Source organism: Gilliamella sp. wkB308 (genome assembly GCF_001690185.1).
Classification (GTDB): Bacteria; Pseudomonadota; Gammaproteobacteria; order Enterobacterales; family Orbaceae; genus Gilliamella; species Gilliamella apicola_I.
In genome coordinates, this window is sequence record NZ_LZGN01000037.1 from 225,767 (window position 1) to 243,409 (window position 17,643).

General features: G+C 36.4%; 15 protein-coding genes. 2 read left to right on the forward strand and 13 right to left on the reverse strand.

All coding sequences use genetic code 11. The annotated features are described in order from the left end of the window. Positions 1–29: 29 nt before the first annotated feature. Complete coding sequence (locus A9G10_RS07430; protein WP_065558908.1) at positions 30–464, forward strand: PTS sugar transporter subunit IIA; 435 nt, start codon at positions 30–32, stop codon at positions 462–464. 172 nt (positions 465–636) lie between these two features. On the opposite strand, the gene ribD is transcribed toward A9G10_RS07430, so the two are convergent. From ribD to rpsU, 13 genes are all read right to left on the reverse strand, one after another. Further along, on the reverse strand, positions 637–1,752 hold the full coding sequence (gene ribD, locus A9G10_RS07435) for a bifunctional diaminohydroxyphosphoribosylaminopyrimidine deaminase/5-amino-6-(5-phosphoribosylamino)uracil reductase RibD (protein ID WP_065558909.1): 1,116 nt from the start codon (positions 1,750–1,752) through the stop codon (positions 637–639). 8 nt (positions 1,753–1,760) lie between these two features. After that, complete coding sequence (nrdR, locus tag A9G10_RS07440) at positions 1,761–2,213, reverse strand: transcriptional regulator NrdR (RefSeq protein WP_065558910.1); 453 nt, start codon at positions 2,211–2,213, stop codon at positions 1,761–1,763. Between the two features lie 158 nt (positions 2,214–2,371). Further along, positions 2,372–3,661, reverse strand: a complete 1,290-nt coding sequence (gene thrC, locus A9G10_RS07445; protein WP_065558911.1) for a threonine synthase — start codon at positions 3,659–3,661, stop codon at positions 2,372–2,374. Between the two features lie 121 nt (positions 3,662–3,782). Next, positions 3,783–4,721 (reverse strand): homoserine kinase, encoded by a 939-nt coding sequence (thrB, locus tag A9G10_RS07450; RefSeq protein ID WP_065558912.1) that lies wholly within the window; start codon positions 4,719–4,721, stop codon positions 3,783–3,785. Then, positions 4,722–7,178 (reverse strand): bifunctional aspartate kinase/homoserine dehydrogenase I, encoded by a 2,457-nt coding sequence (gene thrA, locus A9G10_RS07455; protein WP_065558913.1) that lies wholly within the window; start codon positions 7,176–7,178, stop codon positions 4,722–4,724. Between the two features lie 360 nt (positions 7,179–7,538). After that, positions 7,539–7,868 carry a hypothetical protein gene (locus A9G10_RS07460; protein ID WP_065558914.1) on the reverse strand — a complete coding sequence of 110 codons (330 nt, stop codon included), beginning with the start codon at positions 7,866–7,868 and terminating at the stop codon, positions 7,539–7,541. Between the two features lie 127 nt (positions 7,869–7,995). Further along, a complete protein-coding gene (locus A9G10_RS07465; protein WP_065558915.1) occupies positions 7,996–8,745 on the reverse strand; it encodes an SDR family oxidoreductase in 750 nt (249 codons plus the stop codon). A 168-nt stretch (positions 8,746–8,913) separates the two neighbouring features. Next, on the reverse strand, positions 8,914–9,390 hold the full coding sequence (gene uspA, locus A9G10_RS07470; RefSeq protein WP_065558916.1) for a universal stress protein UspA: 477 nt from the start codon (positions 9,388–9,390) through the stop codon (positions 8,914–8,916). Positions 9,391–9,456: 66 nt separating this feature from the next. After that, a complete protein-coding gene (gene pitA / locus A9G10_RS07475) occupies positions 9,457–10,971 on the reverse strand; it encodes an inorganic phosphate transporter PitA (protein WP_065558917.1) in 1,515 nt (504 codons plus the stop codon). A 68-nt stretch (positions 10,972–11,039) separates the two neighbouring features. Continuing rightward, entirely contained in the window at positions 11,040–12,011 is a 972-nt protein-coding gene (locus A9G10_RS07480) for a bile acid:sodium symporter family protein (protein ID WP_065558918.1), read from the reverse strand. A 66-nt stretch (positions 12,012–12,077) separates the two neighbouring features. After that, positions 12,078–13,919 (reverse strand): RNA polymerase sigma factor RpoD, encoded by a 1,842-nt coding sequence (rpoD, locus tag A9G10_RS07485; RefSeq protein ID WP_065558919.1) that lies wholly within the window; start codon positions 13,917–13,919, stop codon positions 12,078–12,080. A gap of 84 nt (positions 13,920–14,003) precedes the next feature. Beyond that, complete coding sequence (gene dnaG, locus A9G10_RS07490) at positions 14,004–15,785, reverse strand: DNA primase (RefSeq protein WP_065558920.1); 1,782 nt, start codon at positions 15,783–15,785, stop codon at positions 14,004–14,006. A 144-nt stretch (positions 15,786–15,929) separates the two neighbouring features. Continuing rightward, the gene (gene rpsU, locus A9G10_RS07495) at positions 15,930–16,145 is read right to left on the reverse strand and encodes a 30S ribosomal protein S21 (RefSeq protein WP_034882800.1); all 216 of its coding nucleotides are present in this window, start codon (positions 16,143–16,145) and stop codon (positions 15,930–15,932) included. A gap of 189 nt (positions 16,146–16,334) precedes the next feature. On the opposite strand from rpsU, the gene hemB reads away from it, so the two are divergent. Next, positions 16,335–17,345, forward strand: a complete 1,011-nt coding sequence (gene hemB / locus A9G10_RS07500; RefSeq protein ID WP_065558921.1) for a porphobilinogen synthase — start codon at positions 16,335–16,337, stop codon at positions 17,343–17,345. The last annotated feature ends 298 nt before the right edge of the window (positions 17,346–17,643 follow it).

Genomic DNA, 17,643 nt, shown 5'->3' on the forward strand with positions numbered 1-17,643 from the left:
TCAGGATAATTTTTAAACAGGAACGCCATATGAGCAATTTAACCCTATCAACCAATGATATATCGATTTTAAATGGTAACTATTCCAAACAAGAAGCCATTAAGTTAGTCACAGAAAGTATGATAACAGCCAATTTAGTCACCAATGACTATACTCAAGCAATGTATGATAGAGATGCGCAAATATCGACTTTTTTAGGTAATGGTATTGCCATTCCTCATGGTACCACCGATAAACGTGATAGCGTATTAAATACAGGTTTGAAGATTATCTATTTTCCGCAAGGCATTCACTGGGATGAAGATGATAATGTTGCTTATGTTGTTATAGGCATTGCTGCAAAAGCTAATGAGCATCTAAATATACTGCGCCAACTCACTCGATCGGTGATTGCCGAAAATACCTTAGCACGCATACATGCCGTTCAAACTCCTGAGGAGTTATTGACTATTTTACAAGGGTAATTAATATTTAATCCTATGAGTTTGGATCACCTTAGCTCATAGGAGATAATCACAATCAAGTGGAATTGTGATAACTATTGAGTCCCATAAATTTGCATTTATCAGACTTGCAAATAGTCACTAGAACTTGAATCTTTGTTAAACATATTTAAATGAATATTGGAAATGAAGGTTATTTTCGTTTAAGAATTACTCTCAAATCTTCGTCAATCATTTCAACTGACTCAAATTGAAATTGTGGTGCGAATGCAAGCTTTTGCAGATTGGGTAATATACACATATTTAACGCATTATGTCCCAATAATTTAGGGGCATAATAGATAACAAGTTCATCCACTAAATCTTGTTCGATTAATGCACCTGCAAGATGAGCACCAGCTTCAACCCAAACCGTATTCATCTGTTTTTCAGCCAATAACGAAAATAATTTAGATAAATCTATTTGTTTGTCATGCGTTGGTTCAATAATTATTTTGGTATTTGGCTTTTGTAAGGGGGTATCGTTTTTTCGTATCACCCATGTTTCACCGGATTGATTAAAAATATTTTCAGTTCCTGTTAACTCATCTTGACTGTCGATAATGACGCGAATTGGTTGTCTGACATCTTCTAACGAATATATTTTTTTTATGGCATCCGGCAATTCATTATATCTAACCGTTAAACTTGCATTATCTGTTTGTACTGTTCTACGGGTACTTAATATACAACTGGCTTGAGCACGAAACTGCTGTACATCTTCTCTGGCTTTGTTTGAGGTTATCCACTTGCTTTCACCCGATGCCATAGCGATTTTTCCGTCTAACGAAGCAGCCAGTTTAAGTTGGACAAAAGGTAAGCCTGTGCGCATACGTTTTAAAAAACCTTGATTAATTGCTTCCGCTTGGTCAGCTAAAATCCCTAGGGTTATCTCAATACCTGCATCTTGTAAACGTTTAATGCCCTTACCTGCAACATTAGGGTTGGGATCTTGCATGGCGATAACGACACGTTTAACCCCTGATTGAATTAATGCATCTGCACAAGGTGGCGTTCGACCAAAATGACTACAAGGCTCTAAGGTAACATAAGCGGTTGCACCTTTTGCTTGTTGTCCCGCCATTTGTAAGGCATAAACTTCTGCATGTGGTTGACCCGCTTTTTGATGATAACCAGTACCAATAACTTGATTATCTTTAACGATGACACACCCGACATTAGGATTAGGCGTTGTCGTGAAACGACCAAGCTTAGCAAGCTCAATCGCCTGATGCATGTAAACGTGATCTTGATCAGAAATTGTTGTCATATTATTGATTATTTTTGTTGTAATTTAGCAATCTCATTACTAAATTGTTCAATATCATCAAAACTAAAATAGACAGAAGCAAAACGAATATAAGCGATTTTGTCCAAATTTTTAAGCTCCTCAATAACATAGTCACCAATTAATTTTGCAGGAACTTCTCGCTCACCCGTTGCTCGCAGTTTAGACTTAATACGTGTAATGGCATCTTCAATAGCATCGAAACTAACAGGACGCTTTTCAAGTGCACGCTTAATGCCATTACGGAGTTTTTCTTCGTTAAATGGTTCACGAACTTTATTGCTTTTGATGACATTAGGCATGATTAATTCAGCAACTTCAAATGTGGTGAAACGTTCATTACATTCCACACATTGACGACGGCGACGGACTTGGTATCCTTCACCAACCAAACGAGAATCAATGACTTTAGTATCTTCAGCATTACAAAACGGACAGTACATAAAACATCTCTATAATGACATAATGTACATTACAATATCTGAAAATGTTAATTTAAACAAGGTTTACCTTAAGAAAGTCAATTTGTTTTTGAAAATTAGCTTGAACACTTACTTACCCAGCCAAACAGACCGTCGCCAATTCAGCGACGGAAAGCCAATTACCAATCTAACTGAATCAAAAAATCACGTAATTTGACAAAATCATCAGGCATATTATGTGAAAGTAACGGCATATCTGCACGCTCAGCTAATGCTTTAGGTAATGGAATGGTTCGCCCCAAAATATCTTCAACCACTTCTTTAAATTTTGCAGGGTGTGCGGTACCTAAAAATAATCCATATTCACCAGTTTGTAGTTGGTCACGAAGCGCACGATAAGCAATAGCGCCATGCGGTTCAGATAAATAACCTTTTTTATCCAGTTCACGAACGGCTTGTTTAGAAACTTCATCGGAAATAGCGGCATGTCCAAGTGTTTTTAAAACCCAACCTTCACGGTGATAAATTTCTTCTATACGTGGCCAGTTATTAGGTTGACTCACATCCATTGCATTAGATAGCGTGGCAATAGTAGGATGAGGCTCCCATTTACCCGTTTCTAAATAACGAGGAACGGTATCATTAGCATTAGTCGCAGCTATAAAGCGTTTAATCGGTAACCCCATTGTTTTAGCTAATAATCCGGCAGTTAAGTCACCAAAATTACCACTTGGCACCGAAATGACTAATTGTTCTCGTTGCTTTGGCGTGAGCTGGGCATAAGCTTCAAAATAGTAGCAAATTTGGGCGAGTAACCGGCTAATATTAATTGAATTTGCTGAATTTAAACCAATTGCTGTCTTTAACTCTTCATCATCAAAGGCTTTTTTAACCAAAGCCTGGCAGGCATCAAAATCACTTTGAATAGCAATAGTATGAATATTATCGCCCAATGTACAAAAGAGTTTTTCTTGTAGCGGGCTGATTTTTCCTTGTGGATATAAAATTACCACCCGAATATTAGGTAGATGATAAAAAGCATGGGCAACCGCAGCACCGGTATCACCCGACGTCGCCGTTAAAATAGTGATTTTATCATCGGCTGCAACTTGAACTAATGCTTGCGCCATAAAGCGCCCACCAAAATCTTTAAAGGCAAGTGTTGGGCCGTGATATAACTCTAAAGTACCAATATCATTTTCAACTGCTTTGACTGGCGCAGGAAATTGAAAGGCATTGTTAACTAAACGTTGCATATCTTGATGACTAATTTCATCGCCAATAAATGCGGATAAGATTTTGGCACTTCGCGTGACAAAATCGAGTTTTAATAGCGATTCAATTTCGTTTTCAGAAAATTTTGGCAATGTTTCTGGAAAAAAAAGCCCTTGGTTTCGTCCTAATCCTTGCTTAACGGCCTGAGCAAAGCTAACTTGCTGAGCGTGATCTTTTAAATTATACAATTTCATGATATTTTCCAATAATCTTTATACTTTAATTGGTTACACTTTTTGACAACCTTTTTAGCGGTTAGTCAATAATAAATTAGAATAGGTTTAAGTCTAACTCACGTTTCAAAAAAGGATAAACTTAAATTACTCTTGCCCCTTGTTGATCAATTTTACAAATATGCGTAAACCCGTCACTATTTTGTAAATAGCGACTTTTAAGAAGTAGTTCGATTTGCTGTGCAGTCTCAAATTTATCCGCAATAACAAACATAGTTGGTCCAGAACCTGAAATACCTGAAGCTAACGCACCAAGTTGTTTTACACGTTGCTGTGTTTCATCAAAGTTTGGTAACAACTGTTTGCGATAAGGTTCAGCGATATTATCGATCAGCATGGCGGCGGCTAATTTAGATTGCTGCGTATAACAGGCATGCACAAAGCCGCCTACATAACGACCATGAGCGACACAATCTGATTTTTGATATTGTGCAGGTAAAATAGCCCGTGCTTCAGCCGTTGAGACTTTGATCCCCGGATAAGCCATAACCCAATACCAATCTTCAAAATGAGGAATAGATTCACTGATTATGCCCATTTCATCCAGAATCAGTTGCATGCCACCTAAATAGCAAGGTGCAACGTTATCATAATGCACACTACCCGAAATTCGTCCTTCTAGTTCCCCCATCATTTTAAGCATTTCAATTTGATTAAAAGGTTGACCAAAATACTCATTTAAGGCAACAAACGCCCCCACGACTGAACACGCACTTGACCCTAAACCAGAACCAATAGGCATATTTTTTTCAAGTGTGATACTAACCGGCAACGTTTTACCTATTGCTTTACAAAAACGCTGCCAACATTGATAAACAATGTTGTATTTAGGGTCTCGTGGCAATTTTTTAACAAATTGCCCTTTACTAACCAGTTTAAACTCAGTTGATGATTCAACAGTGATACAATCACCAAGCATCGTTCCACTTATTGGGCTAATTGCTGCACCTAAAATATCAAATCCCACACTGATATTTGCCATTGATGCAGGAGCATATACTGTTATGGATTGATGTGTCATTTAACCTCCGATTTTTCCTGATGTTGTACGCAAAATATCGGCAAACACACCCGCCGCAGTAACATCATTACCTGCACCATAACCTCGCAAGACTAATGGGATTGGCTGATAGTAGCGAGTATAAAATGCTAATGCATTTTCACCATTTTTAACTTTATAAAGTGGGTCTTCACTATCGACGGCTTCAATTTTAACACTACATTGTCCGCCCTCAATGCTGCCTACATAACGCAATACTTTCCCCTCTTGTATCGCTTTTTCGGATTTTGCTTTAAATTCAGCATCCAACTGAGGTAATTTTGTCATAAACTCTTCGATACTTCCTTGCGCATATTCTTTAGGTAACACCGATTCCACTTTTATCTGATCTAACTCAAGTTGTAATCCTGCTTCACGGGCTAAGATTAATAGTTTGCGAGCAACATCTGTCCCTGACAAATCATCTCTTGGATCAGGTTCAGTAAAGCCTTTCTCTTTTGCTAATTTTGTCGCCTCTGATAACGACATTCCTTCATCGAGTTTACCGAAAATAAAAGAAAGCGAACCCGACAAAATACCCGAAAATTTAATAAGTTCATCACCAGCATTAAGTAAATTTTGTAGATTTTCAATAACGGGTAATCCTGCACCCACATTGGTATCATATTGGAACTTACGTTTACTTTTTTCAGCTTCTTGTCGTAAACGTAAATAATAAGCCATTGAACTGGTATTCGCTTTCTTATTAGGGGTAACCACATGGAAACCATTGGCTAAAAAGTCTGCATATTTATCAGCCACTTCACTACTAGATGTACAATCAACCAAAATTGGATTGAGAAGACGATTATTTTTAGCAAATTCAATTATGCCTTCTAGAGTATAAGGGATGTCAGATTGTTTAATCCGTTCTCGCCAATTTTTTAGATCAATGCCATCACGATTTAATAAACTGTGTTTAGAATTAAACAGACCACAAACACGCAAATCAATCTGTTTGTTTTTAAGCCATTTTTGTTGGCGTCCTATCTGATCAACCAGTGCTCCCCCTACACCACCAACACCAACGACAAAGACATCTAACATTTTGTCGGTGCCAAATAGCATTTGATGAGTAACACGTACACCCATTACGGCGACATCATTATCCACAACGACCGAAATTGAGCGTTCAGATGAACCTTGAGCAATAGCAACAATATTAATATTGGCTCGTGCCAAAGCAGTAAAGAAATTAGCTGATAAGCCTCGTAGCGTACGCATACCATCACCAACCACCGAGATAATAGCAAGCTTATCAATCACTTCAATCGGCTCCAGTAATCCATCTTTTAATTCTAAATAAAATTCATCATTTAATGCTTCTTGAGCTCGATATAATTCTGTTTGAGGAATACAAAAGCTAATACTATATTCTGATGAAGATTGCGTAATGAGTACAACCGAAATACCTGCATAAGACATGGCAGCAAAGACCCGTGCCGACATGCCGACCATACCTTTCAAACCAGGGCCAGATACATTAATCATAGCCATGTTATTGAGATTAGTTATGCCTTTTACTGGTGTTGTTGAATCAACAACATTAGCACCGATCAATGTTCCCGGCGCATCAGGATTATTGGTATTTTTGATAAGACAAGGTATTTGGAACTGAGCAATAGGTAAAATGGTTCTTGGATGAAGCACTTTGGCACCAAAATAAGAAAGTTCCATGGCTTCTTGATAAGACATAGTCTTGAGTAATTTAGCATCCGGTACAATACGAGGATCACAAGTATAAACACCATCGACATCCGTCCAAATCTCGCAACAACTAGCTTGCAAACAAGCCGCTAATACCGAAGCAGAATAGTCAGAGCCATTACGCCCAAGCACAACGAGTTCCCCTTTATCATTTCCGGCAGTAAAACCAGGCATCAATATTATATGGTCTTCAGGGATATGCATATCACTAATTCGATGTGTGGATTGAGCAATATCAACCGTTGATTCCAAATAGTCACCTTCTGCAATTAGCATTGCCACTGGGTCAATAACCGTCACTAAATGCCCTTTCGCTTTAAGCAGTGCTTGCATAATGGCAATAGAGAGTTTTTCACCTCGACAAATGATAGAAGCATTGATGCTATCAGGGCATTGCCCCAATAAACGAATACCTTCAAGTAGCTGTTTGATATGATTTAACTCATTTAACGCAAAAAGCTTCATGGCTTCGTAAGCAAAATTTGGTTGTGCTTTTGAAAGACCTTCTAACAAATCCGCAAAGATTTTTTCCGCTTCATAAAGGTTATTTTTAATATCTTGCCCATCAACCGTTTTCTCAACCATTGCTACTAAATGGTTAGTGATTTTTGCCGGCGCCGATAATACTGTCGCTGTTTGCTCCTGTTTAGCATTATTCTCAATAATTTCTGCTACTCGTAAAAAACGTTCTGCATTAGCGACAGATGTTCCTCCAAATTTTAATACTTTCATATCACACCCACCCTTACTATCCTAAGTTATGTCATTGACCATCCAAAATACCATTGAGCCAAAACGTCTAATAAAAATTCATTGCAGTTGAATAAGATTTCTTTCTTATCTTGCCTGAAGTCGTTTCATCTTATAAGAAATTTTGAACCTCATATCTTCAATACAAAATAAAAACCCGCCTTTTTTGGCGGGTTTTCTTATATTTTTTAGAAAAATATCAACCCGCCCTAGATCGCATAATGGTGCCTAAGGTGCTAATAATGCCTGTGATTGTCATTACTATGTTCATGATATTCTCTACTCTTTTTTTATTGCTATACAAAATAAAACAGCCCGACATTTTCATATCGGGCTGCTATATCAAAATACTTTTTTGCTATTTTCGTATTCATTGACCACTTTGTTCAATGCTTGATATATGCTTTGTGCATCTTGTTTTTTCAATGCTTCATCAAGGATATTTAAATACGACAACATTAATTTTTGATTATCTTCGGCAAACTGGGGTGACACTTCCTGATCTTCATACAACATGACATAAGTTCGCGCAAACCCAAAAATCAAAAAATACACGGCAGCATTTTTTGGATCGTCTTGAATTAATGAGCGCATAGCTTTACGCAGTTTGACATAACTATCTGTGCCAGGCAAACTTGTCGCAAATGTTTTTGTTACTTCAGAGAAAGTCATTGCCATAAACCTTAATCAAAATTATAGGATAAAAGAATAGCAATCCATTAGCTTAAGTGCAAGTCTATTTTGTTTACTAAATTTAATTTTTTACTATTCAATAAAACAAAATGATTTATTTTGTTTTTTACTCTTTAAATACTGATAATCCTGCTTGAGCTTGAGCCACAGGCATAATTTCTATCGAAGTCACATTAAAATGTGGTGGTGTATTGACTAACCATGAAATGGTATTAGCAATATCGTCAGGCGTAATATAATCCACACCTTTATAAACAGCAGCGGCTTGTTCATTATTACCATGAAATCGCACATTCGAAAATTCAGTTCCGCCACATAATCCCGGTTCAATATTGGTCACTCTAATTTTTTTACCCAGTAAATCTGTTCGTAAATTGGCACTAAATTGTTTTACAAAGGCTTTAGATGCACCATACACATTGCCACCTTTATAGGCATAACTCCCCGCAACAGATCCAAGATTAATGATATAACCAAAATTACGCTCAACCATTCCCGGTAAGATTTGATGTGTTAAATGCACTAAGCCAATAATATTTGTTTCAATCATGGTTTCCCAATCATCATAATTAGCTTGATAGGCAGGTTCGAGTCCTAACGCTAAGCCGGCATTATTAATAAGAATATCAATGGGTTGAAACTCTTGAGGAAGTTGTAACAATAGAGATTCTACCGCATCTTTTTTGGTCACATCTAAAACCAATGGTAAAAAATTACACCCTAGTTCACTGGCAAGATTTTTTAATTTATCTTCTCGTCTTGCAGTACCGATGACTTTGTAACCATCAGCAATCAACTTACGACACGTTGCTTGACCAAAACCTGAAGATGCCCCTGTCACTAATGCAATATTCATCGTAACTCTCCTTATTGATTAATTGATACCTTTGAGTATAGCGCTGAAAACGTTAATATGCCTTATTAAAAAATGGCAAAGTAGCCATGTTACATTCATCTAACTTATAAAATAAGAATGGGTAGCATTGCTTTATAATAACGTGCAAAGAATAAAAAAACCCGCTGTTTAAGCGGGTTGATCGTTAACTTTTCCTTTAGCGGTTTGCTCTGCCGGTTCTTCATCTTTTAATGGAACAATCAAAGTATCAATATGTGTATTATTGATAAGTTGACGCGCAGAAGACATTAATTTACTCCAGAAATCTTGATGATGACCACATACAACAAGATCAACGTTGAACTCATGAATAGCTTCAATCAATACCTGACCAAACTCGCCATTGCCTGATAATGTATGAGCGATAGGATAACCGGCATCATCAGCTAATTTATTTAAAGCGATATGGGCATCTTCGGTAATTTTATCCTTCATATCATTCATATTAATATCAACTAAACCTGTGTAAAGATCAGAATAATTAATACCAACATGAATCAATGAGACTTGAGCATTATAAGGTCTTGCCATCGATACCGCTTTTTCAACAAGCACTTCACTTTCAGGTGATAAATCCACTGCGACTAATATATGTTTATAAGCCATTGTTCTTTACTCCTTTCTTTTTTGGCGCTTAGATTAAAAGTAAAATGAATATCTTCTTTTTTACTACTAAATTAATTTTTGAGCAAGCCAAAAAAGTGATCCAGATAGCAAAATTGAAATTGGCAATGTTAAAATCCAAGTTAATGCAATATTTTTTATCGTTTTGCTTTGTACCCCACCACCATCAACAATCATAGTACCGGCAACTGATGAAGAAAGAACCTGTGTCGTTGATACAGGCATTCCGGTATAACTGGCGATACCAATTGATAATGCGGTAGTAATTTGCGCTGACACGCCTTGTGCATAGGTCATCCCTTTTTTACCAATCTTTTCACCAATAGTGATTGCAACACGTCGCCAACCAATCATGGTACCTAATGCCAATGCTGAAGCAACAGCAATAATAATCCAAACAGGCGCATACTCAACGGTTTTGAGTAAATCATTATTTAAGGATTTTAGATATTGTCTATCTTCAGTGGAAACATTAGGTTGTTTTGCAACATGCGATACCGTATCGGATAAACAAAGTAAAATACGTCTTGCTTGTGAACGTTGATCGACCGTTAATGCTTCATAATCATTTAGTTTATTAAATAATGAATTAGCAATACCGATCGTCATAAATGAACGAGAGTAATCACAGTGATATTGATTAATATCGGTGGTTGGAATTGTCGAATCGATAGCTGGTTGATGACCAATTACGCTGGTTAAATCTTTTTGATGTGAAACAAAATACTCTTCAATATTGTGAATGGCATTACGCGTATTGGTAATGTCATAAGTAGATGCACTCATATTGACAATAAAGCCTGCTGGTGCAATTCCCATTAAAACCAACATTAACAAACCAATCCCTTTTTGCCCATCATTCGCACCATGTGAAAAGCTAACACCTGCTGCTGATATAATTAACATGATACGGATCCAAAAAGGAGGTTTCTTCTTACCATAGAGTTTTTCACGCTGTTCTGGCGTCATAAAGATGCGTTCTCTTTTTTTACTGCTTTTTTTACTTTGACCTTTACGAGTCCAGTATTTACGCAATAAAAATATCATTAAACCCGCAATGGTTAACCCTACCAAAGGGGAAACAATTAATGATAGGAAAATTTGAATCATTTTAGGAATATTAAGCGCTTCAATAATTGAAGTATCCATGATAAATGCGTTAGCAAGTGCAACCCCAATAATTGAACCAATCAAGGTATGAGAACTTGATGCAGGAATACCGACATACCATGTCCCTAAATTCCAAATAATGGCAGCAAATAAAATTGAAAAAACCATTGCCAGTCCATGCGCTGAACTAACATTAAGTAATAAATCGGTGGGTAAAAGGTGAACAATTGCGTAAGCAACACTTAACCCACCCAAAAGTACACCAAAAAAATTAAACACGCCAGCCATAAAAACAGCGAGTTGTTCTTTCAATGCTCTTGTATAAATGACAGTTGCCACAGCATTAGCTGTGTCATGAAATCCATTAATTGCTTCGTAAAAAAGAACAAAAAGCAATGCAAAGACTAATAATATAATTGTTGAAAATTCTAAATCAGCAAATAGATGAAACATAATATATCTTTCTGTAGTTAATGGCGGCTCTATTATCCTTGAGAATAAGGCAATGAGCAAAATAATTTTTATATTTTTCGCTTCGCATAACGAGCGGCTAAAAAGGCACAAATCATCAATTGAATTTGGTGAAAAATCATTAAAGGTAAAATCATTATTCCCATAATCGATATAGGAAAAATCACACTTGCCATGGGAATACCACTAGCAAGACTCTTTTTTGACCCACAAAATACAATGGTGATTTCATCTTCTTTATTAAAGCCCAATAATCTTGCGCTATAAGTAGTGAACAATAATACAAGAATTAATAATAAAATAGAAAAAAAGATGACACTAAATAGCGATAACACACCAACTTGAGACCAAATTCCATTTACAACCGCATCACTAAATGCCACATAAACCACTAAAAGAATAGATAAACGATCCGTTTTAGAAATGATATTTTTATATTTGTCGACCCATTTGCCTATATAGCGTCTGGATAAATGACCAATAATAAAGGGTAACATTAATTTAAGCATAATTGAGCTAATGGCATCCATGATATTCATGGATGCAACAGCCTGTGTATGCATCAATAAACCAACTAATACAGGCGTGATAAAGACACCTAATAACGTGGATGCTGAAGCACTACAAATGGCTGCTGCGACATTACCTTTAGCAATTGATGTAAAAGCAATGGCAGATTGAACAGTCGCAGGTAAAACGCAAAGATAGACAAATCCTAAATAAAGATTTTCAGATAGGAAAGTCGGCACCAATAGTTGCATCATGATGCCAAAAATAGGAAAAACCACAAAAGTCGTGATAAAAATCAGCAAATGTAACCGCCAATTTTTAATGCCCATAACAATTGATTGAAAAGAAAGCTTTGCACCATGCATAAAAAACAGTAAACCAATAGCAAAAGTGGTTAGATGTTCGAACACAGTTTTAGTTTCACCTTTACAAGGAAACAAGCTAGCAGTCAGCACAACGCAAATCAGAATTAATAAAAATGGATCTATCTTAAAACGTTGTAATATATTCATAGTTAACAAGTTTACACGTTAAAAAAATCGCCACAATTGTGGCGATATAATTAAAAATAAAAAAGACTATTCTAAAAAGCTACGTAACACGTCTGAACGGCTAGGATGACGCAATTTACGCAGTGCTTTGGCTTCAATTTGACGAATACGTTCACGTGTTACATCAAACTGTTTACCAACTTCTTCAAGCGTATGATCGGTATTCATATCAATACCAAACCGCATACGTAATACTTTTGCTTCGCGTGGGGTTAACCCAGAAAGAATATCACGTGTTGCGCTACGTAAACTTTCAGATGTTGCCGCATCTAATGGTTGCTCAAGCGCCGTATCCTCGATAAAGTCCCCTAAATGTGAATCTTCATCATCACCTACTGGCGTTTCCATTGAGATTGGTTCTTTGGCAATCTTAAGTACTTTACGTATTTTGTCTTCAGGCATTTGCATGCGCTCTGACAACTCTTCTGGTGTTGGTTCACGACCGATTTCTTGTAACATTTGACGTGAAATACGATTCAATTTATTAATCGTTTCAATCATATGTACTGGAATACGGATAGTTCTTGCCTGATCGGCAATCGAACGAGTAATCGCTTGTCTGATCCACCAAGTTGCATAGGTTGAAAATTTATAACCACGACGATATTCAAACTTATCAACCGCTTTCATCAAACCAATATTACCTTCTTGGATAAGATCTAAGAACTGTAAACCACGGTTTGTATATTTTTTAGCAATAGAGATCACTAAACGTAAATTTGCTTCAACCATCTCTTTTTTAGCACGACGAGCTTTCGCCTCACCAATAGACATACGACGGTTAATATCTTTAATCTGCTCGATAGAAAGATTCGTTTCCGTTTCAATTTTTTGTAGCGATTCAATTTGTGCAGCAACTTGCTGTTCAAACTCTTTTAAATTAGCGGCAAAAGCCCCTTTTGAGTTTGATGCTTTAGTAAACCAGTTCATGTTATTTTCATTACCCGTAAAATAGGTCATAAACTGTTTTTTCGGCATTTTACTTTGTTCGACACAAATCTTCATAATGACACGTTCATGTGCTCTTACACGATCCATCATGCTTCGCATATTGTTGACAAGAATGTCGAACTGCTTGCCAACCAAACGAAATTGCTTAAATATTTCAGATAAATTTTCGATCTCTTTTTGTGCTTTTTTGTGAGCTCGTCCGTATTTTTTGATCGCTTCTGATGTTTTATCGTGTTGCTCTTTTAATTCAGCAAATTTAGCACGTGCAACTTCAGGATCGATAGAGACATCATCATCTGCTGAAGAATCGCCATCATCGTCTTCGCTTTCATCATCACTGTCATCAAGTTCGATGTCTGCTTCACTATCTTCCAAATCTTCAGGAAGTGCATCACCTGATCCTTCAGCATTAGGATCAACAAAACCAGTGATTAGGTCGGATAATCGTACCTCACCACTTTCGGTTAAATTATATTGTTCTAAAAGATAAGTAATTGCTTCTGGATATTCTGATACCGATGTTTGGACTTGGTTAATCCCATCTTCAATACGTTTGGCTATATCAATTTCGCCTTCACGAGTTAGTAGCTCAACTGCCCCCATTTCACGCATATACATACGGACGGGATCGGTTGTTCTACCAATTTCTGACTCAACATTTGATAATACCAATGCAGTTGCTGCTTCAACGGCTTCTTCATCAGGGACATTGTCTGAAAGTAATAAGTCATCAGAATCTGGGGCTTCTTCAAGCACTTGAATCCCCATGTCATTAATCATTTGGATTATATCTTCAATCTGATCTGAATCAATAATCTCTTCAGGCAAGTGATCGTTGACATCAGCATAGGTTAAATATCCTAACTCCTTACCTCGAATGATTAGGAGTTTAAGCTGTGATTGAGAATTTTGCTCCATAAAGGTATCCACATTAAAGTTGTTCGGTCATGTATATTATATATGTAAAACACGGTAAAATTTGGTTCTACATATACCCAATATTTAGTCTTTTTTCGATAAAACAAGTATAAGTGTCGCTAATTCTTTTTTCTCTGCGGTACTTAAGCCGGAGACTCTCTCTTTTGCGATCAGTTCATCTTGCCGTTGGGCGAGTATATTATCATATAACTCTTTTAACGTATGCGAAAAAATTGACTCTATTTGATTGTCTTGATAATGGTGCTCCCATATTGCTAACCGGTTTAGTTGCTTATAAAACGGTTTATCAATATATTCAGTTAAGATCTGTGCAGTAGTTATATTTGGGTAATGTTGGCATAATTCAAGTAGTTCAATAAAAATTTCAATTCCCGCCATTTTCACTTGACTGATAGCTTTAATATCGGTGACTAGCTTAGCAAGATAAGGGTACTGAATTAATAAGCCGATTAAAATACGCATAGTAGTAAGTTTTACCTGAGACACAGGCGTATTAACCACCGTATTTGTATCGTTTTTACTTCGACTTGCACGCAATAATTGCTCAAGCTGAGACACATCAAGTAAACCCAAATATTTACCTAATTGTTGCAACAAATTTAAACGGAATGCTTTTGCTTTTACTTGATCAATTAAAGGTAAAGCGAGTGAACTTAATTTAGATTTTCCTTCAGGCGTTTTTAAATCAACTTGTTTTAAAAGCTCATCAAATAAAAATTTAGATAAATTTGGCGCCGTTTGTAAATAGGACTCAAATCCATCTTTACCTATTTTTCGAACCAAACTATCCGGATCTTCATCTTGTGGTAAAAAAGCAAAAGTTATCTCTTTACCGTCAATCAAGCAAGGTAATAATACATTAAGTGCTCGCCAAGCTGCACTACGTCCGGCATTATCGCCGTCATAACAAAATAGGACAGAATCAGTTGCTCTAAATAACAACTTAATATGCTCTTCAGATGTCGCTGTACCAAGTGCCGCAACTGCATAATCTATCCCAAATTGGGCAAGTGAGACAACATCCATATATCCCTCAACCACCATCAGTTGTTTAGGATTACGATTCACTTCTTGTGCTTCATAAAGTCCATACAATTGAAACCCTTTATGAAAAATAGGCGTTTCGGGTGAATTGATATATTTCGCATTATCATTGATAATCGTTCGCCCACCAAAAGCAATCACATTACCTTGTCTGTCACGAATCGGGAACATAATTCGACCACGAAAGCGGTCATATTGGTTACCATTATCATTCGTGACTAACATACCAGCTTGATTATAAAGCTCGGCTTCTGCTTTGCTTTTAACCACGTTTTGTAAGGTTAATCGCCATTCATTTGGTGCAAAACCAATTTTATAACGATTGATAATTTCGGCATTCAATCCGCGTTGTTCAAGGTATTTATTGGCATCTGTTGATGTTGGTTGGGCTAATTGTTGCTGATAAAAATGGGTAATTTTAGCCATTAACGTATATAAATCTCGGCGAATATTTCGAGATTCAATATGTTTGGATTGGTCTATTTGCTTGTTTGCGCTATCGACATAAGGGACACGGATCCCTTGCATATTGGCTAGTTCTTCAATAGCTTCTGGAAATGATAAACGTTCATATTGCATCAAGAAAGTGACAGCAGAACCCGTTGCGCCACAGCCAAAGCAATAATAGATCTGTTTTTTTTCGTTAAGCGAAAAAGAAGCCGTTTTTTCATCATGAAAAGGACAACAACCAAAATAGTTATTTCCCTGTTTTTTCATTTTAACACGTTTACTGATCACATCTAGAATGCTAGATCGAGCAATCAGTTCTAAAATAAAATCGCGAGGAATTTGACCTTTCATAATGAACGTTCAACCAATATTGGCATTTTAGAAAGACAACAAGCCGTACCTTGTGTACGGCTTGTAAGAATTCTTTATATTAAAAATATAATAAATTGATTTTTATACCAATTTAAATTTTAAGTATAAATAATCGCAAAAATATTAATATAAACGAGTGCGACGAGCGTTTTCTCTTTCTAATTTCTTAGCATGACGTTTAACAGCCGCTGCTTTAGCGCGTTTACGAATTGTCGTTGGTTTTTCGTAAAATTCACGGTTACGAACTTCAGCTAAAACTCCTGCTTTTTCGCAAGAACGTTTAAAACGACGTAATGCTACATCGAAAGGTTCATTTTCACGTACTTTAATTACTGGCATGTGCCTCTCACCTCAAAATTGGTTAATATCACAAAGGACTAAAAATTAGTGCGCAATTTTACCTCTAATCAACGTATGTTGTAAAGTAAAAATTTGATTTATTCTAATACAGCAAATTAATTTGCTAAACAGCTTTTGGCATCGGATAATTACCCTAATTTTAATAAGAAAAAGTAAGCAGGAGCTTTTATGTCACCATTTATTACAGGTCAATATCCTAAACGCCGACTTAGACGTAATCGGGCACAAGATTTTAGCCGACGTCTAATAGCAGAAAATCATTTAAGTGTTAATGACCTGATTTATCCAATTTTTATTATTGAAGGAAATCAGATTACTCAACCGGTTGCATCTATGCCAGGGGTAAACAGAATGAGCATTGATGTGTTATTAAAAGAAGCCGAACAAATTGTTCGATTAGGCATTCCGGTTTTATCTATATTTCCCGCCATTGAACCTGAAAAAAAATCGCTTCTTGCACAAGAAGCCTATAATGAAAATGGTTTAGTTCCAAAAGCCGTACGTACATTAAAAAAAGAATTTCCTGAGCTTGGCATATTAACCGACGTGGCACTTGATCCTTATACGACTCATGGACAAGACGGTATTATCAATGAACAAGGTTATGTATTAAATGATACTTCTGTCGAAACACTTGTTAAACAAGCCTTAATGCAAGCTCATGCAGGTGTTGATATTATCGCACCAAGCGATATGATGGATGGACGCATTGGCGCAATTCGTGACGAACTCGAAGCCCAAGGTTTTCATAATACGCAAATAATGGCTTATTCCGCCAAATATGCCTCGAGTTTTTATGGTCCTTTCCGAGATGCGGTCGGCTCAGCTAAAAATATAAAAGGTGGTAACAAAAAAACTTATCAACTTGACCCAGCAAATAGCGATGAAGCCTTACAAGAAATTTATCAAGATTTAAATGAAGGTGCTGATATGGTCATGGTAAAACCAGGCATGCCTTATCTTGATATTATTCGCCGAGTGAAAGACACCTTTGCTGTTCCGACTTTTGCCTATCAAGTATCTGGGGAATATGCCATGTTAAAAGCAGCAATAGAAAATAATTGGTTAGATGAAAAATCAGCAATTCTAGAATCATTACTCTGCTTTAAACGCGCTGGTGCTGATGGCATATTGAGCTATTTTTCTAAACAAGTCGCCGAATGGTTAAATAACACTTAACAAAATTAATTTTAGTCATTTATAAAATTGACATGCTCATCTTTGCATGTCGATTTTTAATCCTCCGCTTTATTTAAAATTTTGATGAACACATAATTAGGTAAACCATTATTAAATATCTAGATTTTCAAATCATCGTGATTATTAATTTTCAATTAATTTAGTTTTCTTATAATTTCAATATTGTGAAAAAATTTCTTAAAAAAATCTTCAAAATTTACAAATCAGAATAATGTAAAAAAGTGTTAGCTCACCTACTTGTTAAGCTAAATATCTGATAATATTTGTGATAGCAAGT

Excerpts from the sequence above, each read along its gene's own strand:
- A9G10_RS07430 (WP_065558908.1), top strand. The coding sequence starts at position 30 with ATGAGCAATTTAACCCTATCAACCAATGATATATCGATTTTAAATGGT.
- ribD (WP_065558909.1), bottom strand. The coding sequence starts at position 1,752 with ATGACAACAATTTCTGATCAAGATCACGTTTACATGCATCAGGCGATT.
- nrdR (WP_065558910.1), bottom strand. The coding sequence starts at position 2,213 with ATGTACTGTCCGTTTTGTAATGCTGAAGATACTAAAGTCATTGATTCT.
- thrC (WP_065558911.1), bottom strand. The coding sequence starts at position 3,661 with ATGAAATTGTATAATTTAAAAGATCACGCTCAGCAAGTTAGCTTTGCT.
- thrB (WP_065558912.1), bottom strand. The coding sequence starts at position 4,721 with ATGACACATCAATCCATAACAGTATATGCTCCTGCATCAATGGCAAAT.
- thrA (WP_065558913.1), bottom strand. The coding sequence starts at position 7,178 with ATGAAAGTATTAAAATTTGGAGGAACATCTGTCGCTAATGCAGAACGT.
- A9G10_RS07460 (WP_065558914.1), bottom strand. The coding sequence starts at position 7,868 with ATGACTTTCTCTGAAGTAACAAAAACATTTGCGACAAGTTTGCCTGGC.
- A9G10_RS07465 (WP_065558915.1), bottom strand. The coding sequence starts at position 8,745 with ATGAATATTGCATTAGTGACAGGGGCATCTTCAGGTTTTGGTCAAGCA.
- uspA (WP_065558916.1), bottom strand. The coding sequence starts at position 9,390 with ATGGCTTATAAACATATATTAGTCGCAGTGGATTTATCACCTGAAAGT.
- pitA (WP_065558917.1), bottom strand. The coding sequence starts at position 10,971 with ATGTTTCATCTATTTGCTGATTTAGAATTTTCAACAATTATATTATTA.
- A9G10_RS07480 (WP_065558918.1), bottom strand. The coding sequence starts at position 12,011 with ATGAATATATTACAACGTTTTAAGATAGATCCATTTTTATTAATTCTG.
- rpoD (WP_065558919.1), bottom strand. The coding sequence starts at position 13,919 with ATGGAGCAAAATTCTCAATCACAGCTTAAACTCCTAATCATTCGAGGT.
- dnaG (WP_065558920.1), bottom strand. The coding sequence starts at position 15,785 with ATGAAAGGTCAAATTCCTCGCGATTTTATTTTAGAACTGATTGCTCGA.
- rpsU (WP_034882800.1), bottom strand. The coding sequence starts at position 16,145 with ATGCCAGTAATTAAAGTACGTGAAAATGAACCTTTCGATGTAGCATTA.
- hemB (WP_065558921.1), top strand. The coding sequence starts at position 16,335 with ATGTCACCATTTATTACAGGTCAATATCCTAAACGCCGACTTAGACGT.